26 protein-coding genes are annotated in these 25,801 nt (G+C 64.4%); 9 read left to right on the plus strand and 17 right to left on the minus strand.

Annotation, left to right across the window (positions count from 1 at the left end; translation table 11 throughout):
- Positions 1 to 26: 26 nt before the first annotated feature.
- From aliA to gntR, 5 genes are all read right to left on the minus strand, one after another.
- Positions 27 to 1,670 carry a cyclohexanecarboxylate-CoA ligase gene (gene aliA / locus AC07X4_RS04590; RefSeq protein WP_494739386.1) on the minus strand — a complete coding sequence of 548 codons (1,644 nt, stop codon included), beginning with the start codon at positions 1,668 to 1,670 and terminating at the stop codon, positions 27 to 29.
- A 71-nt stretch (positions 1,671 to 1,741) separates the two neighbouring features.
- On the minus strand, positions 1,742 to 2,899 hold the full coding sequence (gene aliB / locus AC07X4_RS04595; RefSeq protein WP_494739387.1) for a cyclohexanecarboxyl-CoA dehydrogenase: 1,158 nt from the start codon (positions 2,897 to 2,899) through the stop codon (positions 1,742 to 1,744).
- A gap of 20 nt (positions 2,900 to 2,919) precedes the next feature.
- Positions 2,920 to 3,702, minus strand: a complete 783-nt coding sequence (badI, locus tag AC07X4_RS04600; protein WP_494739388.1) for a 2-ketocyclohexanecarboxyl-CoA hydrolase — start codon at positions 3,700 to 3,702, stop codon at positions 2,920 to 2,922.
- Positions 3,703 to 3,739: 37 nt separating this feature from the next.
- Positions 3,740 to 4,507 (minus strand): 2-hydroxycyclohexanecarboxyl-CoA dehydrogenase, encoded by a 768-nt coding sequence (gene badH / locus AC07X4_RS04605; protein ID WP_494739389.1) that lies wholly within the window; start codon positions 4,505 to 4,507, stop codon positions 3,740 to 3,742.
- Between the two features lie 538 nt (positions 4,508 to 5,045).
- Entirely contained in the window at positions 5,046 to 6,071 is a 1,026-nt protein-coding gene (gene gntR / locus AC07X4_RS04610) for an HTH-type transcriptional regulator GntR (protein WP_494739390.1), read from the minus strand.
- A gap of 168 nt (positions 6,072 to 6,239) precedes the next feature.
- Between gntR and AC07X4_RS04615 the strand changes: the two genes are divergently transcribed.
- From AC07X4_RS04615 to AC07X4_RS04630, 4 genes are read left to right on the plus strand one after another with little or no spacing between them, the layout of a single operon-like run.
- Entirely contained in the window at positions 6,240 to 6,761 is a 522-nt protein-coding gene (locus tag AC07X4_RS04615; protein WP_494739391.1) for a gluconokinase, read from the plus strand.
- On the plus strand, positions 6,758 to 7,270 hold the full coding sequence (locus AC07X4_RS04620) for a TRAP transporter small permease (protein ID WP_192419845.1): 513 nt from the start codon (positions 6,758 to 6,760) through the stop codon (positions 7,268 to 7,270). The genes AC07X4_RS04615 and AC07X4_RS04620 overlap by 4 nt, the downstream gene beginning before the upstream one ends.
- Before the next feature lie 2 nt (positions 7,271 to 7,272).
- Positions 7,273 to 8,565, plus strand: a complete 1,293-nt coding sequence (locus AC07X4_RS04625) for a TRAP transporter large permease (protein WP_494739392.1) — start codon at positions 7,273 to 7,275, stop codon at positions 8,563 to 8,565.
- Between the two features lie 48 nt (positions 8,566 to 8,613).
- Entirely contained in the window at positions 8,614 to 9,633 is a 1,020-nt protein-coding gene (locus AC07X4_RS04630) for a TRAP transporter substrate-binding protein (protein WP_015015151.1), read from the plus strand.
- 159 nt (positions 9,634 to 9,792) lie between these two features.
- Here AC07X4_RS04630 and AC07X4_RS04635 read toward each other — a convergent pair whose 3' ends face one another.
- Both AC07X4_RS04635 and AC07X4_RS04640 read right to left on the minus strand, forming a co-directional pair.
- Positions 9,793 to 10,086, minus strand: a complete 294-nt coding sequence (locus AC07X4_RS04635) for a hypothetical protein (RefSeq protein ID WP_056743987.1) — start codon at positions 10,084 to 10,086, stop codon at positions 9,793 to 9,795.
- A gap of 84 nt (positions 10,087 to 10,170) precedes the next feature.
- The gene (locus AC07X4_RS04640) at positions 10,171 to 10,461 is read right to left on the minus strand and encodes a DUF4148 domain-containing protein (RefSeq protein WP_056058312.1); all 291 of its coding nucleotides are present in this window, start codon (positions 10,459 to 10,461) and stop codon (positions 10,171 to 10,173) included.
- A 239-nt stretch (positions 10,462 to 10,700) separates the two neighbouring features.
- On the opposite strand from AC07X4_RS04640, the gene AC07X4_RS04645 reads away from it, so the two are divergent.
- Both AC07X4_RS04645 and AC07X4_RS04650 read left to right on the plus strand, forming a co-directional pair.
- On the plus strand, positions 10,701 to 10,955 hold the full coding sequence (locus AC07X4_RS04645; protein WP_494739393.1) for a hypothetical protein: 255 nt from the start codon (positions 10,701 to 10,703) through the stop codon (positions 10,953 to 10,955).
- A 42-nt stretch (positions 10,956 to 10,997) separates the two neighbouring features.
- Positions 10,998 to 11,435, plus strand: a complete 438-nt coding sequence (locus AC07X4_RS04650) for a CBS domain-containing protein (protein WP_436077855.1) — start codon at positions 10,998 to 11,000, stop codon at positions 11,433 to 11,435.
- A 227-nt stretch (positions 11,436 to 11,662) separates the two neighbouring features.
- Here AC07X4_RS04650 and AC07X4_RS04655 read toward each other — a convergent pair whose 3' ends face one another.
- The 4 genes from AC07X4_RS04655 to AC07X4_RS04670 all read right to left on the minus strand — a co-directional run bounded on the left by AC07X4_RS04655 (position 11,663) and on the right by AC07X4_RS04670 (position 15,908).
- Positions 11,663 to 12,496 (minus strand): ABC transporter ATP-binding protein, encoded by an 834-nt coding sequence (locus tag AC07X4_RS04655; protein ID WP_260668096.1) that lies wholly within the window; start codon positions 12,494 to 12,496, stop codon positions 11,663 to 11,665.
- Positions 12,493 to 13,455, minus strand: a complete 963-nt coding sequence (ntrB, locus tag AC07X4_RS04660) for a nitrate ABC transporter permease (RefSeq protein WP_494739394.1) — start codon at positions 13,453 to 13,455, stop codon at positions 12,493 to 12,495. Before ntrB ends, AC07X4_RS04655 begins: the two co-directional genes overlap by 4 nt.
- A gap of 63 nt (positions 13,456 to 13,518) precedes the next feature.
- Positions 13,519 to 14,763 carry a CmpA/NrtA family ABC transporter substrate-binding protein gene (locus AC07X4_RS04665; RefSeq protein ID WP_056743994.1) on the minus strand — a complete coding sequence of 415 codons (1,245 nt, stop codon included), beginning with the start codon at positions 14,761 to 14,763 and terminating at the stop codon, positions 13,519 to 13,521.
- Between the two features lie 518 nt (positions 14,764 to 15,281).
- Entirely contained in the window at positions 15,282 to 15,908 is a 627-nt protein-coding gene (locus AC07X4_RS04670) for an ANTAR domain-containing response regulator (RefSeq protein ID WP_056058325.1), read from the minus strand.
- Positions 15,909 to 16,165: 257 nt separating this feature from the next.
- Here AC07X4_RS04670 and AC07X4_RS04675 point away from each other — a divergent pair, with 257 nt between their 5' ends.
- Together AC07X4_RS04675 and tsaD are read left to right on the plus strand one after the other, a co-directional pair.
- Positions 16,166 to 17,326, plus strand: coding sequence for a branched-chain amino acid ABC transporter substrate-binding protein (locus AC07X4_RS04675; protein WP_056743995.1), 1,161 nt, complete (start codon positions 16,166 to 16,168; stop codon positions 17,324 to 17,326).
- A gap of 44 nt (positions 17,327 to 17,370) precedes the next feature.
- Positions 17,371 to 18,411, plus strand: coding sequence for a tRNA (adenosine(37)-N6)-threonylcarbamoyltransferase complex transferase subunit TsaD (tsaD, locus tag AC07X4_RS04680; RefSeq protein WP_494739395.1), 1,041 nt, complete (start codon positions 17,371 to 17,373; stop codon positions 18,409 to 18,411).
- A gap of 63 nt (positions 18,412 to 18,474) precedes the next feature.
- Here tsaD and AC07X4_RS04685 read toward each other — a convergent pair whose 3' ends face one another.
- Genes AC07X4_RS04685 through AC07X4_RS04710 form a run of 6 tightly spaced genes read right to left on the minus strand, consistent with a single transcriptional unit; the run spans position 18,475 to position 24,452 of the window.
- Positions 18,475 to 19,926 (minus strand): aldehyde dehydrogenase, encoded by a 1,452-nt coding sequence (locus AC07X4_RS04685; RefSeq protein ID WP_494739396.1) that lies wholly within the window; start codon positions 19,924 to 19,926, stop codon positions 18,475 to 18,477.
- A 47-nt stretch (positions 19,927 to 19,973) separates the two neighbouring features.
- Positions 19,974 to 20,684, minus strand: coding sequence for an ABC transporter ATP-binding protein (locus AC07X4_RS04690; RefSeq protein WP_494739397.1), 711 nt, complete (start codon positions 20,682 to 20,684; stop codon positions 19,974 to 19,976).
- Entirely contained in the window at positions 20,681 to 21,439 is a 759-nt protein-coding gene (locus AC07X4_RS04695) for an ABC transporter ATP-binding protein (protein WP_494739398.1), read from the minus strand. The genes AC07X4_RS04690 and AC07X4_RS04695 overlap by 4 nt, the downstream gene beginning before the upstream one ends.
- Positions 21,432 to 22,364, minus strand: a complete 933-nt coding sequence (locus AC07X4_RS04700) for a branched-chain amino acid ABC transporter permease (RefSeq protein ID WP_494739399.1) — start codon at positions 22,362 to 22,364, stop codon at positions 21,432 to 21,434. Before AC07X4_RS04700 ends, AC07X4_RS04695 begins: the two co-directional genes overlap by 8 nt.
- The gene (locus AC07X4_RS04705) at positions 22,361 to 23,239 is read right to left on the minus strand and encodes a branched-chain amino acid ABC transporter permease (RefSeq protein ID WP_494739400.1); all 879 of its coding nucleotides are present in this window, start codon (positions 23,237 to 23,239) and stop codon (positions 22,361 to 22,363) included. Before AC07X4_RS04705 ends, AC07X4_RS04700 begins: the two co-directional genes overlap by 4 nt.
- Before the next feature lie 4 nt (positions 23,240 to 23,243).
- On the minus strand, positions 23,244 to 24,452 hold the full coding sequence (locus AC07X4_RS04710; protein ID WP_494739401.1) for an amino acid ABC transporter substrate-binding protein: 1,209 nt from the start codon (positions 24,450 to 24,452) through the stop codon (positions 23,244 to 23,246).
- Positions 24,453 to 24,671: 219 nt separating this feature from the next.
- Between AC07X4_RS04710 and AC07X4_RS04715 the strand changes: the two genes are divergently transcribed.
- Positions 24,672 to 25,667, plus strand: coding sequence for an AraC-like ligand-binding domain-containing protein (locus AC07X4_RS04715; protein ID WP_494739402.1), 996 nt, complete (start codon positions 24,672 to 24,674; stop codon positions 25,665 to 25,667).
- Positions 25,668 to 25,801 lie beyond the last annotated feature (134 nt).

Below are 25,801 nucleotides of genomic sequence, written 5' to 3' on the forward strand. Positions count from 1 at the left end.
GATCGACGGGAAAACGGTGGCAACCTTCAGGCAGCCTGTTCGCGCAGCATTTCGCGCAGCTTGAACTTCTGGATCTTTCCGGACGGTGTGGCTGGCATCACGTCTCGCACGATCAGGCGCTCGGGGATGTACTGCACGGCAATCTTCTGGTCCTTGAGGAACTGCACCAGGCCTGGCAGGTCGATGGTCTGCCCGGGCTTGGGCACCACCACGGCGCAGGCCCGCTCGCCCAGGCGCTCGTCAGGGTAGGCCACGATGGCCGCCATGGCGATGGCGGGGTGGCGATAGAGCAGCGACTCGACTTCAACCACCGGAATGTTCTCGCCGCCGCGGATGATCACGTCCTTGCTGCGGCCGGTGATGCGCAGGTAGCCGCGCTCGTCGATGCGGGCCAGGTCGCCGGTGTCGAACCAGTCGTCGGCGTCGGTGGCGTTCAGGTGTGCGCGGTGCAGGTAGCCGCCAAAGTTGGAGCATGAGCGCAGCAGCAGCTTGCCGGGCTCGCCTGGCGGCAAGGCGTTGCCGTCCACATCCACCACCTTGATCTCCACGCCAGGCAGTGGGCAGCCATCGGTGTTGAAAGAGCGTTCATCGTCGTCCTCCAGACGGGTGAGCGTGACAGCGCCGTTCTCGGTCATGCCCCAAGCCGAGACGATATTGGCGCCCAGCGCCTTGCGCGCCTGTTCCACCAGCGGACCAGGGATGGGCGCGCCAGCGCACAAAAAGGTGCGCAGGCTGGGCACGGCTACGCCGCTGTCAGCCACCGTACGCGCCAGATCGGTGAGGAACGGCGTGGAGGCCATGGTGAAGCTGGCCTTCTCTGCATTGATCAGTGCAATGGCCTTGGTGGGCTCCCACACGTCCTGCAGCACGGCACTGGCCTGTAGGAGGATGGGCATGATCAGGCCGTACATGAAGCCCGTCTGGTGTGCCATGGGCGAGGCCATCAACACCACGTCGTCGGCACCCAGGTGCAAGCGCTCGGCGTACGGGATGATGTTGGCCATCACGGTGTTGGCCGAGTGCATCACGCCCTTGGGCTCGCCCGTGGTGCCCGACGTGTAGATGAGCTGGGTGACTTCGTCGGGGCCGGGGCGGTGGGCGGTCAGGATGGCTTGCGCATCGGGCTGCTGTTCCCATTCGGGACCGCTGAGCAGGGCGTCAAAGCTGTTGGCACCACTGCCACCGACCACCACCACATGCTTGAGGTGCGGCAGGGTGGGCTGGAGGGCGGTGATCATTTGCTCAAAATCAAAGCCCCGAAAGGTTTGGGGCGCAATCACCACCTTGGCCTCGCCATGTTGCAGCATGAACGAGAGTTCGCGCTCGCGAAAGATGTGCATCAGCGGGTTCATTACGGCACCGATGCGCGAGCAGGCCAGGTAGGTCAGCGTGAACTGCCACCAATTGGGCAACTGGCACGCCACGATGTCGCCCCGGCCCACGCCCAGGCGCGATAGGCCCACGGCAACGCGATCAGCCATGCGTGCCAACTCGCGGTAGGTAAAGCGGGTGGTGGCTCCCGTTTCCACTTGCAGCGCGGTCAGCGCCAGCTTGTCGGGGCAGATGGCCACGCAGGCGTCCAGCGCATCGTTGATGGTGCGGTCACGCCAGTGGCCTTCGGCCACCCGCTGCGTGCGGCGCGGGGGGAGCAGTACAGCGTCAAATTCCATGGTCTTGTCTCCTGGTGTTGTTGTGGGTGATCCGTGGCCTGCGGTGAGCTGTGGTGACTCAGGGGGGGCGCTCAGGCAGGCACAAACTTGCGGCCGGCTCGGGCGCGGGCGATGATGGTTTTCATGATCTGCGCCGTGCCGTCTCCGATCTGGAAGCCCAGCACGTCGCGCAGGCGCTGCTCCATCAGTCCGCGGTCGTAGCCGCCGTGGCCAAAGCACAGCAGGCATTGGTGGATCACGTCGTAGGCCAGCTTGGGGCCCCACCACTTGGCCATGCCGGCTTCTGCGGTGTGCGGCAGGCCCTTGTCCTTGAGCCACAGTCCCTGCAGGCACAGCAGGCGAGCGCCTTCGACCTCGGTGTCGTACTGCGCCAGCGGATGCGTCACGCCCTGGAACGCCGACAGCGGCTGGCCGAAGGCCTGGCGCTGGGTGATGTATTCCCAGGTTTCCTCCAGTGCCACGCGCGCCACGGCCAAGCATTGCAGACCGATGAGCGAGCGCGAGAAGTCAAAGCCGTGCATTACCTGCACGAAGCCCTTGTTCTCGTCGCCTAGGCGGTGGCTGATGGGCACGCGCACGTTCTCGAAAAAGATCGAGCCGCGGCCAATGGCGCGTTGGCCATGGCAGTCAAAGCGGTTGGTGGTGATGCCAGGTGTATCCATGGGCACCAGCACGGCGGTCACCCCATGCGCGGCCTGCTCGGGTGTGCCGGTGCGACCAAACACCACGGTGATGTCGGCCTGGTCGGCGGCCGAGATGGAGGTCTTTTCACCGTTGATGACGTAATGGTCGCCATCGCGGTCGATCTTCAGGCGCAGGTTGGCGGCGTCGGAGCCGCCGCGCGGCTCGGTCAGGGCGATGGCGCAGATCGCTTCGCCTTGAATGAGCTTCTGCAGCCAGGGGCCGACCACGTCAGGGTTGCCATACTTGGACAGGATCTGCGCGTTGAGCGATGCCAGCAGATTCAGGTACGAGAAGCTCAGGTCGGCGCGGGCAATCTCTTCGTGGATCAAGCCCGCAGCCAGACACCCCATGCCCAGTCCGCCGAACTGCTCGGGCAACTCCGGCACGATGAACCCGAGCGAGCCCATTTCACGCAGCAGGGCGCGGTCCAGCACCCGGGTCTTGTCGCGCTCCAAAAAGCCAGGCGCGACCTTCTCCTGCGCAAAGCGGCGCACCGTTTCAGCCAGTGCCTGCAGGTCTTCGTTGATGTACGGGTTCGGGTTCATCGTTCTTCTCCGGCGGTTGCTTACTTCACGTACTTGCGGAATTCGGGCTTGCGCTTCTCTTTCAAAGCGTTCACGCCTTCTCGCGACTCTTCGGTGTCGTAGTACAGCTTGAGCGCATACATGCCCAGGCCCGCAATGCCAGCCTGGTGGGCGGTGTCTGCGTTGAAGCTGCGCTTTGCAATGGCCAGCGCGGTGGGGCTGCGCTCGCACAGCTCTTCACCAACTTTTTGCACTTCTGCATCCAGCTCGTCGTGCGGGAAGCAGAAGTTGGCAAGGCCCATGGCCACGGCCTCGGCGCCGCTGTAGCGGCGGTTGAGGTACCAGATCTCGCGCGCTTTCTTTTCTCCGACGACCCGGGCCAGGAAAGCCGTGCCGTAGCCGGGGTCCACTGAGCCCATCTTGGGACCGACTTGACCGAACTGCGCCTTGTCGGAGCAGATGGTCAGGTCACAGATGGTGGCCAGCACGTTGCCGCCGCCGATCGCAAAACCTTGCACGCGGGCGATCACGGGCTTGGGCACGTCGCGGATGGCGGTGTGCAGCTCTTCCATAGGCAGCCCAATGGTGCCGCGGCCGTCGTAGTTGCCGCTGTGGGCCGATTGGTCGCCGCCAGTGCAGAAAGCGCGATCGCCAGCGCCGGCCAGCACGATGGCACCCACATCACGGTCATAGCCGGCCTTGTTCAGCGCCTTGATGATTTCGTCGCAGGTCTGACCGCGAAAGGCGTTCATCTTGTCGGGCCGGTTGATGGTGATCCAGGCCACGCCGTTGCGCACTTCGTACAGGATGTCTTCGAAATTCATGGTGTTCTCTCGGTAAAGGTAAGGAGGTATCCGGGGATCAACCGTGCATGGTCAGGCCGCCCGACACGCTGATGACCTGGCCGGTGATGAAGCCCGCGTCATCGCTGCCAAAGAAGGCAATGGCGCTGGCCAGGTCATCGGGCTGGCCCAGGCGGCCCAGGGGGATAGCGCTGCGAAACGCTTCAAGCAGTTTGGTGGGGTCGCGGGCGCCTTCAGCCACACCGGCCAGCAGTGCGGTGTCGGTGGGGCCGGGGCAGACCACGTTGACGGTGATGTTCTGGCGGGCGTGCTCCCGGGCCAGCGTCTTGGACAAGGCCACCAGCCCTCCCTTGCACGCGGAGTACACCGCCTCGCCGGACGAACCACCGCGCGCCGCATCGGACGCGATGTTGACGATACGGCCCTTCTTGCGCTCTGCCATGCCGGGCAGCACGGCGTGCAGCATGTGGAGTGCACCCGTCAGGTTGATGGCAATGAGCTTGTCCCATTCGGCAGGCACGGTCTTGGTGAAAGGCTTGAACACATCCCAGCCGGCGTTGTTGACCAGCACATCGATGGGTCCCAGGGCAGCTTCGGCCGCTGCCACGGCGGTGTCTACCTGGGGGCGCTGTGTGATGTCGCACTGAAAGGCCTGGGCCACGCCTCCTGCAGCCTGGATGCCTTCGGCCACTTTCTGCGCAGCCTCCAGGTTCATGTCGAACACAGCCACCTTGGCGCCTTCTTCGGCAAAGCGGCGGCTGGTGGCCCCACCAATGCCGCCGCCGCCGCCGGTCACGATCACGGTCTTTCCATTCAGATTGCGCATGGTTCTCTCCTGAGTAGTTCGGGGCACACCCCCTGCTACAACAGCAGAAGGCAATTAAGACAACATATTTGCTTATCTTAGTGATGCAAATTAAATATGTCAAACAGTTGTCGTTTGTGGTGGGGTAGGTGTTAACCCGAATTTTTCCCAATAATCGATAGATTTATCGGTGGATAAGAACACCTTTGATAAAAACTTCTTGTTGCCTTTGTGAAAATATATTGTCTTAAATTGAGGTGAGAGCTCTGTGCGCTGACTCCAGTCGCATGCTGGGTAGGAGGTACCGCCGCGACGGCGTGCGCTGCGTGACTGTCTGGGTCTCGTACCGTCTGCAGAGCCGGTGGGAGGCGTGAGCTCAAAGGTGGGCAAAGTGGGGGGGGCGCACGCGACGGTTGTGGCGTGCGACGGCGCTCACCCTGGCCTGAGCGATAGTGAGGAGATGGGTTGTCTGCGCGAGACGAGCGACCGCGTAGCCGCCGGGTCCTGGCGTAGGTCTGTGCGGCGCTGTGGCGTCCGGTGGGCGCCGCGGAGAGAGGGGTCAGGTGCTCTCGCGCACCGTCAGCTCAAACCCTAGATTCACCGAGTTGTGCTCTGGCACCTCGCCGCGCATCAGCGCCAGCAGCATGCGTGCGCTGGCCTCGCCCACGGCGGAGCGTGGCGTGTGTACCGTGGTCAGCGGCGGCAGCATCTGGTCGCTGCCTGCCAGGTCGTTAAAGCCCGCAATGGCCACTTGGCCGGGCACCGACAGACCCAGGCGCTGCGCGGCCAGCAGGCCGCCCTGGGCCAAGTCGTCATTGCAGAAGAACACGGCATCGACACCGGGGCGGGTGCGCAGCAGCTCTTCCAGCAGTTCCCCACCCAGCCGCATCGATGAGGGCTGCGGGCTCAGCAGCTCCAGCTTGGGGTCGTACAGGCCCGCTTCGCGCAGACAGCGGCGGTAGCCCTCTGCGCGCTGCATGGTGCGGGGGTCCAGCTGGGCGGCCACAAAAGCGATCTTTCGGTAGCCTCGCGCCAGCAGGTGGTCCGTCATGCTATGGCCTGCATCCTGCTGCGAAAACCCCACGCAGAACACGCCGGGGGCCGAGGTCATCTCCATCAGGTGCACGCAGGGAACGCTGCTGGCGGCAATCAGGTGACGCGCGGCCTCGGTGCGGTCAAAGCCGGTGACCAGCAGCCCGGCCGGACGGTGCGCGAGGTAGGTGCGCAGCAGCTGCTCCTCCTCTTGCGGGTCGTAGTGCGTGACGCCGATCAGCGCCTGGTAGCCCTGCGGGAACAACGTGCGATGCACGGCCTCCAGCACGTCCACAAACAGCGCGTTGGACAGCAGCGGCACCAGCACAGGCACCTGCACGCTGCGCTGTGAAGCGAGTGCGCGCGCTGCGGGGTCGGGCACATAGCCCAATTGCTCAGCGGCGGCTTTTACGCGCTGCACCAGTTCTTGCGCCACGCCGCGTTCTCCCCGCAGGGCGCGGGAGGCAGTGATGGGGCTGACCTCGGCGGCCTTGGCCACGTCGCTCAGCGTGATGCGGCCGCTGGAGCGGCGTTTTGTCTCGGGTTTGTTCAAGGGTTAACCCTCATGGGGGTTGAGTTTGATCTGGTTAGGATAGCGCTGTCCAGGCTGATGGGCAACGCAACAGGAGCCATTTTGGATCAAGTTGCAGAAGTTGCTACAGATGGTGCGGCATCCAGAGCGGATGCCTTTTTTATGGATTGTTTGGATAGCGCTACCAATATGAGTTTTCAAGCGTCACCGGCTTTTGTGGTTGTCATGGGCGTGGCCGGCTGCGGCAAGTCGAGCCTGGGTTCCGCCCTGGCCCAGGCCGAGGGCCTGCCTCTGATCGAAGGGGACGACCACCATAGCCCCGCCAGCCGCGAAAAGATGCGCCAGGGCATCGCATTGACCGATGCGGACCGTGAAGGCTGGCTGGCCACGTTGGGAAAGCTGCTGCAGGACCAGCCGCGCGGGGTGGTGCTGACCTGCTCTGCGCTCAAGAGGGCCTATCGGGACCGCTTGCGCAATGCTTGCCCCGGTCTGCGTTTTGTCTTTCTGGAGATCGACCGCGCCAACGCCGGCCAGCGGGTGGCTGCCCGAGCGGGCACCCATTTTTTCTCCAGTGCCTTGGTGGACAGCCAGTTCGCCACGCTGGAATCCCCCGTGGGCGAAACGGGCGTGCTGCGCCTGGATGCATTGCTGGACCTGCCCACGCTGCAACAACAGGCCTCGGCCTGGCTGGCAACAAAGGAGACCGCATGAGTTCCCCTGCACAACATGCCGTGCCACAGAGCCGCTTTGCGCGGATCTCCCAGGTGCTCATGGCCAGCTGCCTGGGTGTGATGGCCGTGGCAGTGTTCATCAACGTGGTGCTGCGTTACGGCTTTGGCAGCGGCGTGGCAGCCAGCGAAGAGCTGTCGCGCCTGTTGTTCGTCTGGATGGTGTTCATCGGTGCCGCAGCGGCGTATCCGGCAGGCGAACACATGGCCTTCACCAGCCTGGCTGGCCTGCTGGCCAAGCGCCCGGTGGCCTTTGGCCTGCTGACGGCCGTGATCCGGCTGCTGGTGATCACCGCCAGCGCGATGCTGGCCTGGGGTGCCTGGCAGCAGGTGGTGGTGGGCATGGGCAGCCGCTCGGTCGTCATGGCCTACCCGGCGGCGCTGCTGCCGTTGCCGGCCTTTTTGTGCGCGGTGGCCATTGGTGTGATGGCAACCATCGAATTGATTCAACGCAAGCCGCTGGACCTCGGTCATGGCGCTGAGGTGGAGTGACCATGGGACCCGAAGCGCAGGCTTTTCTCGTTTTCTCGCTGGGCATGCTGGTGCTGATGGGCACGGGCATGAACATGGGCTTGGCCCTGGTGCTCACGGGCGCAGGCATGGCCTGGGTGCTCGACTTCTGGGATGCGCAGTTGCTCGCACAGAACCTGGTGGCCGGGGTGGACAGCTTTCCGCTCCTGGCCGTGCCCTTCTTCATCCTGGCGGGTGAGTTGATGAACTCCGGCGGCATCAGCCGCCGCATCATCGACATGGCGCAGGCCTGGGTGGGGCACATCCGGGGTGGGCTGGGCTATGTGGCCATTGGCGCTGCGGTGCTGATGGCGAGCATGAGCGGGTCGGCCCTGGCCGACACCGCCGCGCTGGCCACCATCCTGCTGCCCATGATGCGCCAGCAGGGCTACCCCATGAACACATCCGCCGGGCTGATTGCCTCGGGCGGCATCATCGCGCCCATCATTCCGCCGTCCATGCCCTTTGTGATCTACGGTGTGACGACCAATACCTCGATCTCGGCGCTTTTCGTGTCGGGCATCGTGCCGGGGCTGATGATGGGCGTGGGTCTCATCTTTGCCTGGCGCTGGGTGTTGCGCGGCATGGACCTGCCCCAGGGCGAGCCCTTGCCCGTCAAGGACCGCCTGCGCGCCACCGTGCGCGCCTTCTGGGCGATGCTGATGCCGCTCATCATCATCGGCGGTATGAAGACCGGCGTGTTCACGCCCACCGAGGCCGCCGTGGTGGCTGCGTTCTATGCGCTGGTGGTGGCCTTGTTCATCCACCGCGAGATGAAGCTTGCCGACATCTACGGCGTGCTGGTGCGGGCGGCCAAGACGACCTCCATCGTGATGTTTTTGTGTGCTGGTGCCCAAGTGGCCAGCTACATGATCACGCTGGCCGACCTGCCCAATGTGCTGACGAACTGGCTGGGCCCGCTGGTGGAGAACCCGCGCCTCTTGATGGCTGTGATGATGATCGTGCTGGTGCTCATCGGCACGGCGCTGGACCTCACGCCCACCATCCTGATCTTTGCGCCCGTGATGCTGCCCATCGCCGTCAAGGCGGGGATTGACCCGGTGTATTTCGGCCTGATGTTCGTGCTCAACGGCGCCATCGGCCTCATCACCCCGCCGGTGGGCACGGTGCTCAACGTGGTGGCCGGGGTGGGGCGCATCTCGATGCACAGCGTCATCAAGGGCGTGAACCCGTTTCTTATCACCTACGTGCTGATCCTGGCGCTGCTGGTGGTCTTCCCGCAGATCGTGACTGCGCCCGTCGTCTGGCTGCGCTAGCCGTTTGCCTGCTCCTCTTCCCCGTTTTTCTTGCCAATGGAGACAACCATGAAAACTTTCCGTCGCACCCTGCTGGCCGCCCTGTCGGTCGCTGCCATCACCTGCTCGTTCCAGGCCGCAGCCCAAGACTTCAAGCCGCGCATCATCCGTTTTGGCTACGGCCTCAACGAGGACTCCAACCAGGGCCGGGCCACCAAACTGTTTGCCCAGGAAGTGGAAAAGGCCTCGGGCGGCAAGATGAAGATTCGCGCCATAGGTGCTGCTGCGCTGGGCTCTGACGTGCAGATGCAGCAGGCCCTGATCGGCGGCGCGCAGGAGATGATGGTGGGCTCCACGGCCACGCTGGTGGGCATCACCAAGGAAATGGCGATCTGGGACACGCCGTTCCTGTTCAACAACGCCAAGGAAGCCGACGTGGTGCTCGATGGCCCCGTGGGCCAGAAGGTGATGGACAAGCTGCAGGAAAAGGGCCTGGTGGGCCTGGTGTACTGGGAGAACGGTTTCCGCAACCTCACCAACAGCAAGCGCCCGGTCAACAAGCTCGAAGACATGGACGGCATCAAGCTGCGCGTGATGCAGAACAACGTGTTCCTCGACAGCTTCAAGACCCTGGGTGCCAACGCTGTGCCGCTGCCGTTCTCCGAACTCTTTACCGCGCTGGAAACCAAGACGGTGGACGGCCAGGAGAACCCCTACAACACCATCCTGTCGAGCAAGTTCTATGAGGTGCAGAAGTACCTCACGGTGACCAACCACGTCTACAGCCCCTGGATCGTGCTGGTCAGCAAGAAGTACTGGGATGGCCTGTCGAAGGCTGAGCAGAAGGTGCTGCTCGACGCCGCCAAGAAGAGCCGCGACTTCGAGCGCCAGGACACGCGTGCCGAGGCCGACAAGGCGCTGGCCGACCTCAAGGGCAAGGGCATGCAGGTCAACGAACTGCCCGCCGCCGAAGCCAACCGCATGCGCGAAAAGCTCAGCGCCGTGAACGCCAGCATTGCCGCCAACGTGGGCGAGGGCTTGTGGAAGGAAGTGCAAGGGGCCGTGGCCCAGGCGCGCGCTGGCAAGTAAATCGGGGTGGACGCCATTGGCAGCCTTTGAGCTGTCGATGGCAGGCTTCGAACCTCTCCGTGTCGCGAAGCGCCATGAAAAAGGCCGAGACCCCTGTTGGGGCCTCGGCCTTTTGGCATTTGCAATCTTTCATCTGCACCGAAGTGCAGGCCGGTCCAATTACAGGGAGCCGATTTCGCCGGAAGAGATCTGGCCAGTGCGCACAGCTTCAGCAGCCTGGGCACGCACAGCAGCACGGTCAGCGGTGGACTTGTAGGTCACCACACGCGAACCAGCGGGTTCAATGCTGCGTGTTTGAGCCACGGTAGCGGCTTCGGCTTGCACTTCAGCGCGGGTGCGGTTGGTTTCGAACTTGGTGGCGAATTGCGAAGCATCGGCTTCGTCAGCCTGGGCACCAAAAGAGGCGAAAGCAGCAACAGCAGCGATGGAGAGGAAACGGGCAGTCTTGTTCATGATGAAACTCCTATGAAATTCGAAAAATGGGAACGAGGTGTCTGGAATACGCGGTGGGTGAAGCTGTGGATTCAAAAAATTGAATCAACCGCCTTCAGCAGGGCCCACGCGGCCAGTGCGCATGGCTTGTGCAGCAGCTTCGGCACGCACGGCAGCGCGGTCAGCCGTGGACTTGTAGGTCACCACGCGGGAGCCTGCGGGCTCTTGGCTGCGCATTTGCACAGCCGTAGCGGCTTCGGCGATCACTTCGGCGCGGGTGCGGCTGGTTTCGAATTGGGTGGCGAACTGCGAAGCGTCGGCTTCGTCGGCCTGGGCACCGAAAGAAGCGAAAGCAGCAACAGCGGCGATAGACAGGAAACGTGCGGTGTTGTTCATGATGGAAATCCTTGAAGTTAAAAAAGCGTCTCAAAAAACCGGGTGAAGATCAGAAACGACTCGCTTCGCACCGGGTTCGGTGAGTCGCCTTGCGGGTTCGGCTCATCGATGGGATGAACTGTACGCCGGTGCTGTTCAGAGAAAAACCACTGAGTCGCGAACTAACTGTTCCAGTATTGGAAACAATCTTCCGGGCCGTCTGCCGTGTCTGCCTACCCTCGGAACCCTGGCGGTTTGCCATGGAATCCGCCGGGCGCTGGCAGGCAACAGATGCCGCAGAGGTGAACGTGGTCGGTGCGTTGAACATGGGCTCCATCGTGCCGGGGCAGGCCGGGGGCGTCGTCTCGCCGCGGTTTCGCTTCTTTTCAGTTTGTTTCGCGCAAGGCGGTATGCAACTGCGCAGAAACATCCGTTGCATTCGCCGTGCAACAGATGATCAAAAAGCGCCGCACATGGGGCTTGCGCGGGTTGCGCCCACGGGGCTTATGGGCTGAAATCTCCCTGTGCCCGTTTCCGTTTTCACGAGGGAGGTTTCCATGACCGCAGTCGCCAAGATTCTTCAGTCCAAACCCGATGCCACCGTCCATACCATCAGCCCTGCTGCTTCCGTGCTGGACGCCCTCCAGCTCATGGCTGACAAGGGCATTGGCGCGCTCATCGTGACCGAGGGCGCGTCCATCGTCGGCATCTTCACCGAGCGGGACTACGCCCGAAAAATCGCCCTCATGGGGCGCACTTCAGCCGTCACCCAGGTCAAGGATGTGATGACCTCGGCCGTGATGTTTGTGCGCCCGGACCAGACCAGCGAGCAGTGCATGCAGCTCATGAGCAACAACCGCCTGCGCCACCTGCCCGTGGTGGACAACGGCAAGCTGGTGGGCATGATTTCCATTGGCGACCTGGTCAAGGACATCATCTCCGAGCAGAAATTCATCATTGAGCAGTTGGAGAACTACATCACCGGGAGTCACTAGGAGCAACCCCCTGAGGCGCTGCGCGCCTTCCCCCTTCTCTCGAAGGTCTGCGCCATGCGGGATGGGGGACGCACCCAGAGCGGCGGGGCAGCCCTTGCGCGGGTGCGCTGGTCTGGAGCTGCGCGCGTGCGGCGGCTCTGCCAAGCGGACACAGCGAAAAAGGGCTCTGACCGATCTGGTCAGAGCCCTTTTGTTTTGGGCGGCCGGGTGCGCTGCTGACCGGCCGCTCAAGCGGCTTTTTCGACGTGCCCCTGGCGCGTGTACAGAAAGTCGATCACCGCCTTGCGGTAGTGCACATACTGCGGGTCCTCGGCCAGCTCCACGCGCTTGCGGGGGCGGGGCAAGTCCACGGTCAGCACCTCGCCAATCGTGGCGGCCGGGCCGTTGGTCATCATCACGATCTTGTCGGACAGCAGCACGGCTTCGTCCACGTCGTGGGTCACCATCACCACGGTGCTTTGGGTGCGCGCCACGATCTCCAGCAACTCGTCCTGCAGCTTGGCGCGGGTCAGGGCGTCGAGCGCGCCGAAGGGCTCGTCCATCAGCAGCACCTGGGGCTCCATGCTCAGGGCCCGGGCGATGCCCACGCGCTGCTTCATGCCGCCCGAGATTTCACCGGGGCGTTTTTGCCCCGCGTGGGTCAGGCCCACCAGCGCCAGTGCGGCGTCGGTGCGGGCCTTGAGTTGGGCTTTGGTTTCCTTGGCGCCAAACACGCGCTCCACGGCCAGGTAGATGTTGTCAAAGCAGGTGAGCCAGGGCAGCAGCGAGTGGTTCTGGAACACCACCGCGCGCTCCGGCCCCGGGCCCTTGATCTCCTTGTTGGCGCACAGCAGCGCGCCGTTGGTGGGCGTGGTCAGGCCGGCAATCAGGTTGAGCAAGGTGGACTTGCCGCAGCCCGAGTGGCCGATGAGCGCCACGAACTCGCCCTTGGCAATCGTCAGGTGAATGTCGCGCAGCGCCGGGAACAGGCCCTTGGCCGTCTTGAAGGTCTGCTCGACGCCGTGGATCTCGATGAACTTGGTGCTCATGGAAGGGTGGGTGGATGGAGCTGTCGTGTTCATGCTTTCACCTCTTCAAACGTAAATGCGGTGGCCAGCTTGATGAGTGCAAACTCCAGCAGCAGCCCGACGATGCCGATCACGAAGATTGCGATGATGATGTTCTTGACGTTGAGGTTGTTCCACTCGTCCCACACCCAGAAGCCGATGCCCACGCCGCCGGTCAGCATCTCGGCCGCCACGATCACCAGCCACGCGGTGCCCACGGCCAGGCGCACACCGGTCAGCATGTAGGGCAGCACGGCGGGGAACAGGATCTTGGTGGCGATCTTCCATTCGCTCAGGTTGAGCACGCGCGCTACGTTCATGTAGTCCTGCGGTACGCGCTGCACACCCACGGCGGTGTTGATGATCATGGGCCAGATGGAGCAGATGAAGATGGTCCAGATGGCCGCCGGGTTGGCGCCCTTGAAGACCAGCAGACCGATCGGCAGCCACGCCAGCGGCGACACGGGGCGCAGCAGGCTGATGAGCGGATTGAACATGCGCGACAGGAAGTTGAAGCGTCCGATCACAAACCCCGCCGGAATGCCCACCAGCGCCGCCATGCCGAAGCCGATGGCCACGCGCTGCAGGCTCATCAGCACATTCCAGCCCACGCCTTGGTCGTTGGGGCCGTTGCGGTAGAAGGGGTTGCTGAACACTTCCAGCGCCTGTAGCCAGGTGTCCTTGGGGCTGGGGATGCTGCCGCCCGTGGTGGTGGAGACCACCGCCCACAGGCCGACGAGCAGGCCCAGGCCACACAGCGGCGGCAGCACGGCCAGCCAGAAGCTGCGCGAGAGGGCGGACCAGTCGCGGCCAGTGGCCACGCTGGAGGGCGTTGCAGGCGCCTTGGGGGCAGATATCGCAGCCTTTTGGCTTCTTGCGCTAGTGGATGATGCGCTTGCAGCTACAGTATTCATAGCATTCTGTGCGGCCACGGGGGCTGCATCCAACGGGGAGTGAAAGACGGCACTGACCATGGTGTTCTCCTGTGCAGGGCTTGCTTGCGGGGTGGCCGGGCGGGCGCTGGGGCAGGGTTGCCGTCAGGCCTTGATCTTGAAGCCGTCGGCGTACTTGGCGGGGTCCTTGCCATCCCACACCACGCCGTCGATGAACTTGCTGGTGCGCAGCACATCCTTGGGCACGCTGATCTTCATGGCGCTGGCGACCGACTTGTACAGGTCCACCTGGTTCACTTCCTTGGCCACGGCCAGGTAGTCGGGGTGGCTCTTGAGCAGGCCCCAGCGCTTGTGCTGGGTCAGGAACCACATGCCGTCGGACAGGTAGGGGAAGTTCACCGCGCCGTCGTTGAAGAACTTCATGTGGTTGGGGTCGTCCCAGGTCTTGCCCAGACCGTTCTGGTAGCGGCCCAGAATGCGCTGGTTGATGGCGTCCACACCCGTGTTCACATACGCCTTGCCGGCCACGGTCTCGGCCATCTTCATCTTGTTGGACAGGCTGGCGTCGATCCACTGGCTGGCTTCGAGCACGGCCATCATCACGGCGCGCGTGGTGTTGGGGTACTTCTTGACGAACTCGGCCGTGGTGCCCAGCACCTTCTCGGGGTGGTCCTTCCAGATGTCCTGCGTGGTGTTTGCCGTGATGCCAATGCCATCCATGATGGCGCGGTGGTTCCAGGGCTCGCCCACACAAAAGCCGTCCATGTTGCCCACGCGCATGTTGGCCACCATCTGCGGCGGGGGCACGGTGATGAGCTTGGCGCCCGACAGCGGGTTGATGCCCGCCGCTGCCAGCCAGTAGTGCATCCACATCGCGTGGGTGCCGGTGGGGAAGGTGCCCGCAAATGTGTATTCACGCTTCTCGCTGGCCATGAGCTTGGCCAGGGACGGGCCATCCACCGCACCCTTGTCGGCCAGGGCCTTGGAGAGGGTGATGGCCTGACCGTTGTTGTTCAGGTTCATCAGCACGGCCATGTCCTTCTTGGGGCCGGCGGTGCCCAGGTGCACACCATAGACCAGGCCGTAGAGCACATGGGCAAAGTCCAGTTCGCCGTTCACCAGCTTGTCACGCACGCCGGCCCAGCTGGCTTCCTTGTTGGGGACGATGGTCACGCCGTATTTCTTGTCGAAGCCCAGCACCGAAGCCATGACCACGCTGGCGCAGTCGGTCAGCGGGATGAAGCCGATCTTGACTTCCTTCTTCTCGGGGGCGTCGGAGCCCGCTGCGTGGACGAGCGCGCGCAGCGCGGGGCTTACACCCACAGCGCCCACGGTGGCGGCCTGCAGCACGGTGCGGCGGTTGAGGCTGGTTTTCAACAGATCGGTCATGGGGCATCCCTGGTGGCGTGAAAAACAAAAAAGGCGTCCTCACACTGCGCCTGGCTGCATCAAAGCAACGCCGGGAGCGGGTGGGGACGCCTTTGTCCTGGGTGGAGCCTGGAACGGGTCCGGGGCTCCTTGCCAGCACCGGCCCGCCGTTGGGTCAGTGCTGTCAGTGGTCAGACCTGCATTGGTCTTGCACTGTGCAATGCAAAGCGCGTGCCAGCGTGCGCTGCGCCATGTTGGAGCGTTGGTTGCTATGGAATAGATAGCTGTCTGCGCTTGATCAATAAGCGCTACACGCCTGCGGGGCTTGCAGCAGGGATGTTCTTGTTGTGATCAGTGTGTTCGCACTGCCTTTGTGCGGCGCACCATTTGGGAGGGGCCTTGGAATTGGGCGCGGCCCAGGCGAGGGATGCCAAGCAAGGGCCGCACCGCAGCGAGGGCATCGTCCCCCTTCCCGAATGACGCAATCATTCGAGAGAAGGGGGAAGCGGCGCAGCCGCTCAGGGGGCTGTTCTCTGGTTTTACCCTAGCAGATCCATCACGTCCAGCATGCGCTGGGCCACGTCCACGAGCTTCAGGCCCTTGTCCATGGCGGTCTTGCGCAGCTTTTCGTAGGCGGCCTGTTCGGTCAGGCCCTGGCGCTGCATCAACAGGCCCTTGGCGCGGTCGATGGTCTTGCGGTCTTTGAGCTCGGTCTTGGCGTCGGCCAGCTCGGCGCGCAAAGCCTGTTCGTGCTGGAAGCGGGCCATGGCCACGTCCAGAATGGGGCGGATGCGCTGCGGTGCCAGGCCCGCCACGATGTATGCAGACACACCGGCCGCCACCGCGTCCTTCACGTGCGAGGTGTCTTCATCGTTGGTGAACATCACGATGGGGCGGCGTTCGTCGCGTGTGGCCATCACCACATGCTCCAGCGCGTCGCGGGCCTCGCTCTCGGCGTCCACGATGATCAGGTCAGGCTGCAGCTGGGCAATGCGCTCGCTCAGAAACACGTCGGCGGGCAGCGTGGCCACCAGGTTGAAGTTGTTCTCCAGCAGCCCGATGCGCAGCGCCCGCGACCGTTCCGCCTGCTCCACGGCGTGTTCGTCGTCAGGGTCGGCGACTGCCAGATCCGGGGCAACCACCACGATGCGCAAAGCCTCATTCATACCCGTAAGCATAAGCAATTTTTACGCCACAAATTGGTGCGCCGGGGTGGTGCACGGCCCCAGAGCGCCGTCGCGATGGGCTTTCACCCAGGGCCCATACCAGCCCCAGGCCCGCCAGGCCTGGGTGCCCTGGCCCCCGTTGTGGGGCCTGAAAGTTGCTAATACTGACACCGTGGGAGGGCATACCCGGTAGCCCGCTCAGCAGGGCGTCGCATATACATCTGGTCGCACAGACACACTGAAATGGAGTTTTTTGCATGAACAAGCACATGAACCGGCGGCGCTTCTCGGCCAGCCTGGCCTTGACCGCAGTGGCGACTGCTGCACTCCTGACCGGATGCGGCAAGGTGCCGGACACCATCAAAATTGGTGTTGCACAGCCCTTGAGCGGCCCGCTGGGCGCCCTGGGGCAGGATCTGCTCAATGGCGTGAAGCTGGCGGTGGAGGAACTCAACAAGTCCGGCTACACCGTGGACGGCAAGCGCGTGACCTTGGAGGTTGTGTCCGTGGATGACAAGGCCGACGCCACCACCGGCAAGGCGGTCGCCCAGCAGCTGGTGGATGCGGGTGTGGTAGCCGTGGTGGGCCACCTCAACTCGGGCGTGAGCATTGAGACCGCCCCCATCTACGCCGCCAAGGACATTCCACAAATCGCCATCTCCACCAATCCCAAGTTCACGCAGCTCGGGTTCCCCACCACGTTCCGCATGGTGGCCAACGACACCCTGCAGGCGCGCGCCATCGGCTCCTTTGCGGCCACGCAGCTGGGCGCCAACCGCTACGCCGCGCTGGACGACGGCACCCCTTACGGCAAGGGCCTGGCCGATGGCGCTGCCGAACAGCTCAAGGCCGAGAAAAAGGAAGTAGTGGTGCGCAAGTCGTTCGACGACAAGACCGTGGCCTTCGACGAGCTGGCCGGTGAGCTCAAGGCCGCCAACGTGGAGGTGATTGTCTCTACCCTCAACGACTTCCAGGCCCTGGCGCTGCTCGAAGCGCTCAAGAAGGTAGACCACACCAAGGTCAGCCTGCTGGGTGGCGACACCATCAAGACCACCGACATGACCAAGGGCGCGGGCATCGTGCAGGGGCTGTACGCCACCTCGCCAGTGCTGGAAGCCAAGGAGTTCACCACCGGCAAGCCCTTCCTTGAAAAGTACATCGCCGCCTTCAAGAAGCCTCCGGCCTACGGTGGCCACTACAGCTACGACAGCACGTATGTGCTTTCGGCGGCCATCCAGAAAGCCAAGTCCGCCGACCCCAAGGAAATCACCAAGGCCCTGCACAGCATCAACGGCTATGCCCCAGTGATTGGCACCATGACCTGGGATGAGAAGGGCGAGCAACGCTACGGCGCCGTGGGTGTGTACGAGCTGCGCAGCGGCAACTGGGAACTGCGCATGCGGTCGGACCGCTGGTAAACAGCCCTCCGGGACGGATCGGCCCCGGGTTTTACACTCGGGGCATGAGCTTGCTGATCCTGGGTATTGAATCTTCGTGCGACGAGACGGGCGTGGCATTGGTCCGTTCCACGGGCAATGCCGTGCCTACGCTGCTGTCGCACGCGCTGCACAGTCAGATCGAGATGCACCAGGCCTATGGTGGTGTGGTGCCCGAGCTGGCCAGCCGTGACCACATCCGCCGCGTGCTGCCGCTGGCCACGCAGGTGCTTACCGAGTCCGGCCAGTCGCTGGCTGACGTAGACGTGGTGGCCTATACCCGCGGCCCGGGCCTGGCTGGTGCGCTGCTGGTGGGTGCCGGTGTGGCATGTGCACTGGGCGCTGCGCTGAATAAACCGGTGCTGGGCGTACACCATCTGGAGGGGCATCTGCTGTCACCCTTCCTCAGCGCTGACCCGCCTGAATTCCCTTTTGTGGCCCTGTTGGTATCAGGCGGTCACACGCAGTTGATGCGCGTGGATGGCGTGGGCCGCTACGAGATTCTGGGCGAGACCATTGACGATGCGGCTGGCGAGGCGTTCGACAAGTCCGCCAAACTCATGGGCCTGGGCTACCCCGGTGGGCCTGCGCTGTCGCGCTTGGCTGAGCAGGGCGATGCCACGGCCTTCAAGCTGCCACGCCCGCTGCTGCACAGCGGCAACCTTGATTTCTCTTTCGCCGGGCTCAAGACGGCGGTGCTCACGCAGGCCAAGAAGCTGGGCGATGAGTTGCAAGCGCGCAAGGCAGACTTGGCGGCGAGCACCGAGGCTGCGATTGTCGAAGTGCTGGTGAAGAAGACGCTGGCCGCGCTCAAGCAGACCGGCCTCAAGCGCGTGGTGGTGGCCGGTGGTGTGGGTGCCAACCGACACTTGCGCGCCCAGCTCAATGCCGCCTGTGCCGCTGCCAAGGTGCGTGTGCATTACCCCGAGCTGCACTTGTGCACGGACAACGGCGCGATGATTGCCATGGCGGCTGCGATGCGGCTGCAGGCTGGGCAGCAGCAGGCCAACACCGACTACGCCTTTGACGTGAAGCCGCGTTGGCCGCTGGATGCCATCACGATGTGATTTTGAAGAAAAGTGGCACCTGGCGCAGGTAAATCATGCGCTAGGTGCTATCTTTTTTGATGGTCAGAACGGATAGTGGCGCGGGGTAGTCTGCACGGTGATCCAGCGCAATTCGGTGAATTCACGCACCCCGGCCATGCCGCCAAAGCGGCCATAGCCCGAACTTTTCACGCCGCCAAAAGGCATCTGGCCTTCGTCATGCACCGTGGGGCCGTTCACATGGCAGATGCCCGACTCGATGCGTGCGGCCACATTCCACGCCTTGGCCACATCGCGGCTGAACACGGCGGATGACAGGCCGAACTCGTTGTCGTTGGCGCAGGCAACGGCTTCCTCGACACTATTCACGCGCACCACGGGTTTGACGGGGCCGAACGATTCTTCGCGGTAGATGTCCATCTCGGCCGTCACATGGTCGAGCACCGTGGCCTGCATCAGCGTGCTGTCGCTCTTGCCGCCGCAGACCAGCTTGGCGCCCTTGGCCAGTGCGTCGTCGATCAGGGCGTTGCAGCGGTGCACGGTGGCCATGTCCACCACCGAACCGAGCACGACGGGGCCCTTGCGTGGGTCGCCCAGCGGCAGTGCCTTGGCGCGCTCACCGAGCTTCGCCACAAATTCATCGGCTACGGCGTTGTCTACGATGATGCGTTCGGTGGACATGCAGATCTGGCCCGAGTTGGCGAACGCGCCAAACACGGTGCCCGCCACGGCGGCGTCGATATCGGCGTCATCCAGCACCAGCAGCGGGGCCTTGCCACCCAGTTCCAGCACCACGGGCTTGAGGTACTTGGCGCAGGTCTGCGCAATGATGCGGCCCACCTTGGTGGAGCCGGTGAAGTTGATGCGGCGCACTGCCGGGTGGGCCACGATGGCCTCGACGACGGCGCCTGCGTCGGCGGGTGCGTTGGTCACAAAGTTCACCACACCGGGGGGCAAACCGGCCTCCTGCAGCGCCTCGATGATGAGGCCGTGTGTGGCGGGGCACAGCTCCGACCCCTTCAGGATCACCGTGTTGCCACAGGCCAGCGGCGTGGCGATGGCGCGCACACCCAGGATGACGGGTGCGTTCCACGGTGCAATGCCTAGCACCACGCCCGCCGCTTGGCGCACACCCATGGCCAGGCTGCCGGGCACGTCGGACGGAATCACTTCGCCGGCAATCTGCGTGGTCAGGGCGGCGGCTTCTTGCAGCAGGCCGGCAGCCAGGTGCACGTTAAAGCCCGCCCACATACCCGAGGCGCCGGTCTCGGCCGCCATGGCCACCGCAAAGTCGGCCGTGCGCGCCTCCAGCGCATGTGCCGCCTTGAGCAGCAGCGCGCGGCGCGCGTTGGGGCCCAGGGCCGACCAGGCCGGGAAGGCCTTGGCGGCCGCGTCGGCAGCGGCCTTGGCGTCGGCCACGCTGGCGGCAGGGGCCGTGGTGGCTACCGAGCCATCGAGCGGGTTGCGACGCTCAAACGTGGCGCCGCCAGTGGCTTGCACGCGCTCGCCGTTGATCAGCATGGAAATGGCAGTCATGGATGAAAGCTCCTGAAAAAGAACAGATGAAAAAAGGGGGAAGGTATTCAGGCCACGCCGAGGTAGGCCTGGCGCACCACGTCGGACTGCAGCAGGGTCGATGCCTCGCCCGAGGCCACGATGCGCCCGCGCTCCAGCACATAGCCGCGCTGCGCGATCTGCAGCGCCTTGCGCACGTTCTGCTCCACCATGAGCACGGTGACGCCTTGTGCGGCAATGCGCTGCACGATGGCCAGCAGCTCATCGACCATGCGTGGCGCCAGGCCCAGCGAGGGCTCGTCCAGCATCAACAGGCGCGGGCCGCTCATCATGGCGCGGGCCACGGCCACCATCTGCTGCTCGCCGCCGCTCATGGTGCCGGCCAGTTGATGGGCGCGTTCCTTGAGGCGGGGAAAGTCTTCAAACGCCTGGTGCAACCGCTCGGCGCGCACGCGTGACGGCACCAGCCAGCCGCCCAGCTCCAGGTTTTCTGTCACCGTCATCTGCGGGAACAGCTGGCGACCTTCGGCGACCAGCGCCAGGCCGCGTTGCACGCAGGCCGTGGCGTTCATCGCAGGCACGGCCTGGCCATCGAGCGTCACCGCGCCCTGGCGCGGCAGCAGGCCCGCCAGGGCCTTGAGCAGCGTGGTCTTGCCCGCGCCGTTGGGGCCCACGATGACGGTGATGCCGGGCGCTGCTTCCAGTGCCAGGTCTTGCAGCACCTGAAAGCCGTGGTAGCCCGTGGTTAGGTTCTGCACGGTGAGGTGTGCGCCGCTCATGCCGTGGCTCCTTCGTTGGTGGCTGTCATTTCGTCACCCAGATAGGCCTCGATCACCTGTGGGTCGCGCACCACCTCGGCGGGTGTGCCGTCGGCAATCTTGCGGCCCTGGTGTAGCACCAGCACGCGCTCCACGTATTGGAGCAGCGTGGTCACCGCATGCTCGATCCACACCACGGTCAGGCCCCAGTCGTCGCGCAGGCGGCGGATGCGCTGGGCCATGGCATCGACCTCCGCTTCTGTCAGGCCCGCGGCCACCTCGTCGAGCAACAACAGGCGCGGGCGTGTGCCCAGCGCCATGCCGATCTCCAGCAGACGCTGCTGCGACGGCGTCACGTCGGCAGCGGGGCGGTCGGCCAGGTGCGCCAGGCCCAGCATGGCCAGGATCTCGCCCTCGCTGCGCAGGCCCTCGGGCCCCTGGCGGTGGCGACCCGCGAACTGCATGCCAAAGCGCACGTTGTCGCGCACCGTCATGTCAGGGAACACGCGCGGCGTCTGGAAGGTGCGAGCAATGCCGTGGGCCGCATAGTGGTGCGGGCCCTTGCCGGTCAGGTTGTCGGCACCACAGTGCAGCGTGCCCGAGGTAGGCGGTTGCACGCCCGAGATGGCGTTGAAGAATGTGGTCTTGCCCGCACCGTTGGGGCCGATAATGCCGATCAGTTCGCCCGTGTGCAGCGTGGCGCTCACGCCATCCACGGCAGTCAGGCCACCAAAGCGCACGGTCACGCTGTCAATGGTCAAAAGTGCTTCAGCCATGGTGCGCCTCCGCAGCAGGCTTGCGCCGTTGCCACAGCGTGGCCAGGCCATTGGGCAAGTACATCACGCACAGAATCAGCAGCAGGCCCAACACCACCATGTAGCCGTAAGGCAGCTGCAGGCGCAGGGTTTCGGCCAGCAGGCTGAACACGATGGCCGCCAGGATGGGGCCGCCAATGCTGGTCGCGCCGCCAATCAACGCGATCAGCACCGTCTGGAAGCCGATAAAGGGGCTGAACACCGCTGCGGGCTCGATGTACGTCCAGCGCACGGCCATGGCCGCGCCCACGGCGCCTGCAAAGGCCGCGGTGATGCCAAAGCCCGCGATCTTGGCCAGGCGCGTGTCCACACCCAGGGTCTGCGCACGCTGCTCGTCGGCACCGATGCCCGAGAGCGCCAGGCCAAAACGGCTGCGCTGGATGGCAATGGCGGTGGCAATGGCCGCCGCCGCGATCAGCAGCACGGTGAGGTACACGGTCTCGTTGCTGGGCACCACCGTGAGCACGCGGCCCACGGTGCCCGACACCTGTTTTTCGACAAAGGTCACCGCGTGGCGTATCAGCTCTGTCATACCGAAGGTGAGCACTGCAAAGTAGGTGCCGCGCAGGTGCAGCACGGCAGCGCCCATCACGACCGCCACGATGGAGGCAATCAACGCACCGGACAAGATCACCAGCGGCCAGGGCAGTACTGTCAGCAGCGTGGCACTGGTGTACGCACCAATGCCGAAGAAGGCCGACGTAGCCAGCGAGAGGTAGCGCGTGGCGCCGCAGAACAGCGACCAACTGGTGGCCAGCGCGATGTACATCAGGCAGCTGAGCAGCACCGAGGCCACGAACTCGGACACCAGCCAGGGCAGGGTGCCGACCACGGCCGTGCCCACGGCGAGCGCGAGCCAGGGCTTGTTGGAATGGATGGATTTCATTTTTTGGAGAAGAGGCCGTTGGGGCGCCAGATCAGCACGCCGATGAACACCGCATAGCTCAGCAGCATCTTGAGAGAGGGGCTGCTGAAGTGCATGCCCAGGGCCTCGACCAGACCCAGCAGCAGGCCGCCGGCCAGGCTGCCCGCGAGGCTGCCAAAGCCGCCCAGCGTGATCACGATGAGCGCCGTCACGGTGTAGGGCTCACCCATCGACGGAGAAATCTCATACGTCATGGACAGCAGCGCACCCGCCACGCCCGACAGGCCCAGGCCAATGCCAAACATCATCGGGTGCAGGCGCCGCGTGTTGATACCTACCAGCTGCGCGCCCGTGGGCGACTGCATCAGCGCCCTCACCGCCTTGCCCAGCAGCGTGAGCTTGAGCAGCGCAATCAGCGCGGCCGACAGCGCCAGTGCCACGCCAAACAGCACCAGCTTGTTTTCAGTGAAGCGCATGCCTGCAATCTGCACCGGGTCGGCCAGGTATTCATAGCCACGCAGGTCACCGCCCCAGATCAGCAGGGCAGTGTTCTGCACCAGGAACATGAGGCCAAAGCCCACCATCAGGCTGCGCGCCTCGAACACGTCCACATTGGGCGCGCGCGCTGCCAGGCGCTTGAAGCACAGCGCGTGCACCACCACCCCCAAAACAAACAATGCGATGAAAGCCAGCGGCATCAGCAGCAATGGCGAGATGCCCCACAGGGTGTGCGCCGACCAGGTGAGGAAGGCGCCCAGCATCAGGAACTCGCCATGCGAGATGTTCATGATGCGCATCAGCCCGTACTGCAGGTTCAGGCCCATGGCCACCAGCGCATAGATGCCACCGGTGATGAGGCCACTGGCGACCAGTTCGGCCCAGGAAGTCAGAGACACTTTGTTATTTCCAGGCTGGTTTCGCGGTGTTCAACTGCGCGGTGGCTCGGTACTTGGGCCACACGACTTCGAAGTCGCTGCCCTGCCACTGGCTCACGGTGCCGGGGATGGACGCGTTCTCGCTGCCCTGGAAGCGGATGCCGCCCAGGATGGTCTGGAACTCGTTCTTGGCGATGTGCTCGCGCAGGGCCTTGCGGTCCAGGCCCGCCTTCTCCACGGCCTGCTGCAGGATCTGCAGGCCTGCCCAGGCATGGCCGCTGGCCCAGCGGTCGGGCTCCTTGTTGAACTTCTTCACGTGCGCGTCGAAGTACGCCTTGGCCTCGGGGCTGGTTTTCACGCTCCACGAGCCCATGCCGATCACGCCTTCGGTGTTGGCCTGCATCACGTTCTTGTACAGCTGGAAGGCCGTGCCCACCGATGCGTAAAAGAACTTGGGGTTCAGGCCCACCTCGCGCGCCTGGCGGCTGGCCAGGATGGTGTCGGGCGGGTAGGTGATGCCGATGAAGGCGTCGGGGTTCTGGTCCTTGATGCCGCGCAGCACGGGCGCCAGGTCCTTCACACCCAGCGGGTAGCTCTTGCGCTCCAGCACCTGGATGCTGGTCTTTTTGAGGGCGTTGTTCAGCGCGGCGAAGTTCTCCAGGCCAAACAGATCGTCCATGTAGACGATGGCAATGGTCTTGACGTTGTTGGCCACCAGCATGTCCACCAGCGCACCCATCATCTTGTCGGGCTGCTGCAGCAGCGAGAAGAAGTAGGGCAGGTTCATGTCGATCAGCTTGCGCGACAGCGCCGTGGGTGCCAGCAGCGGGTAGCCGAAGCGGTTGGCCAGCGGCGCGATGGCGAAGTTGGCGCCCGAACCCCAGGGTGGCAGGATCAGGTCCACCTTGTCGCTGCCCATCAGCTTTTCGTAGGTGCGCACGCAGGTTTCGGTCTCGCTGCGGTCGTCGTAGCCAATGAGTTCGATGGGGCGCTTGGTGCCCTTCACGCTCAGGCCCCCCGCTGCGTTCACCTGCTCGGCCCACAGCAGGTAGTTGGGCTCCTGGCTCACCTGGGCACCGGCCGCCCAGGGGCCCGTTCGGGCAATGGCATAACCGATGCGCACGGGTGCCGCGCTGCTGCCCTGGGCCCACAGCTGGGGTGCCACGGCCAGGGTGCCGACCGTGGCGGCGGCCCCTTTGATCCACTGGCGCTTGGAGGGTTGGTGTGCTGTCATTGTGTGTCTCCTCGGATGGGGCCTGCGTGGTGCACGCCGTGCCGGGAATCGTAGGCAGACCCGCCCCTGCGCGCTGCGCTCAGCGTGCACAAAACGCTTGCCTCAGCGTGCAGACGGCAGCGGGTTTACCCGGATTTCCCTCGGTGGCACGGGGTAACGGGGCGTCCGATAATTCAGCCGCATAACCATCAGGCTTGCGCAACCCGCACTGGAGACACCATGGCCCACCCCCTGACCGAGGTATCCACCGACGCCGTGCCTGCGCGCGACCGCCTGCACCTGTGGGGCGATGCGGTGTGGCGCCTGATTGGCGGGCTGGAGTCCGACGCGTTTGGTGACGATGCCTTTGCAGGCCACATCACCTCGGGCCAGGCGGGCTATGTGAACCTGTGCCAACTGGACGTGAGCCGCCACCGCGTGGTGCGCACCCCCAGCCTCATCCGGGGCAGCGACCGGGCCTACATCAAGGTGGTCGCCCAGCTCGAAGGGCGCGCGTGCTTTGAGCAGAACGGTCGCCAGGTATGGTTGTCGCCGGGGGAGTGGAGCGTGTACGACACCACACGCGCCTACGCCGTGAGCAACCCCGAGGCCGTGCGCCAGATGGTGTTGATGATCCCCAAGGAACAGCTGCCCGAGCGCAAGCTCAAGCTCGATGACCTGATGGTGCAGCGGTTCTCGGGCACCAGTGGCGTGTCGCGGCTGGCCTGGGACACCATGCGCGCCGCGTTTGCCGAGCTGCCCACCATGTCCGACGCAGCCGCCGATGGCGTGGCCGATGTGATCACGCACCTGGTACAGCTGTCGCTGCTGGAGCGCAACGGGCAGCAGAGCCTGCTGTCGCAGCGCGAGGCCCTGCGTGACCGCATCAGCCAGTACATCGACCGCCACCTGGGCGACCCCGACCTCACCATCGACCGCATGGCCCAGGCGCTCAACTGCAGCAAGCGGCACCTGTACAACGCGGTGGCTGATGACGAGGAAACCCTGGCCGCCATGATCCAGCGCCGCCGCCTGGAGGCCTGCCTGCGCGACCTGCGCAACCCGGCGCATGCGCAGCGCTCGGTCACTGACATTGCGCTGTCCTGGGGCTTCAGCAACAGCGCGCATTTCAGCCGCGCGTTCCGCTCGCATGTGGGGTGCAGCCCCAGCGAATACCGGGCCCGCGTGTTGGCACCGGTGGGGCTGTTGCGGGACGAATCGCTGCGCGCCCACTGACCGGCGCCCCGGCCCACTTGCGTGTGGGGCCGTCTGTACGGCAAAGCACGGTCACCCTTTCTACCCATACGCATGCATAGGCATGCAGTGGCGTGACCTTTGCCTTGCATCAATTCTTTACGCGGGCTTGACCC

This window comes from Acidovorax sp. GW460-11-11-14-LB4 (assembly GCF_059423685.1).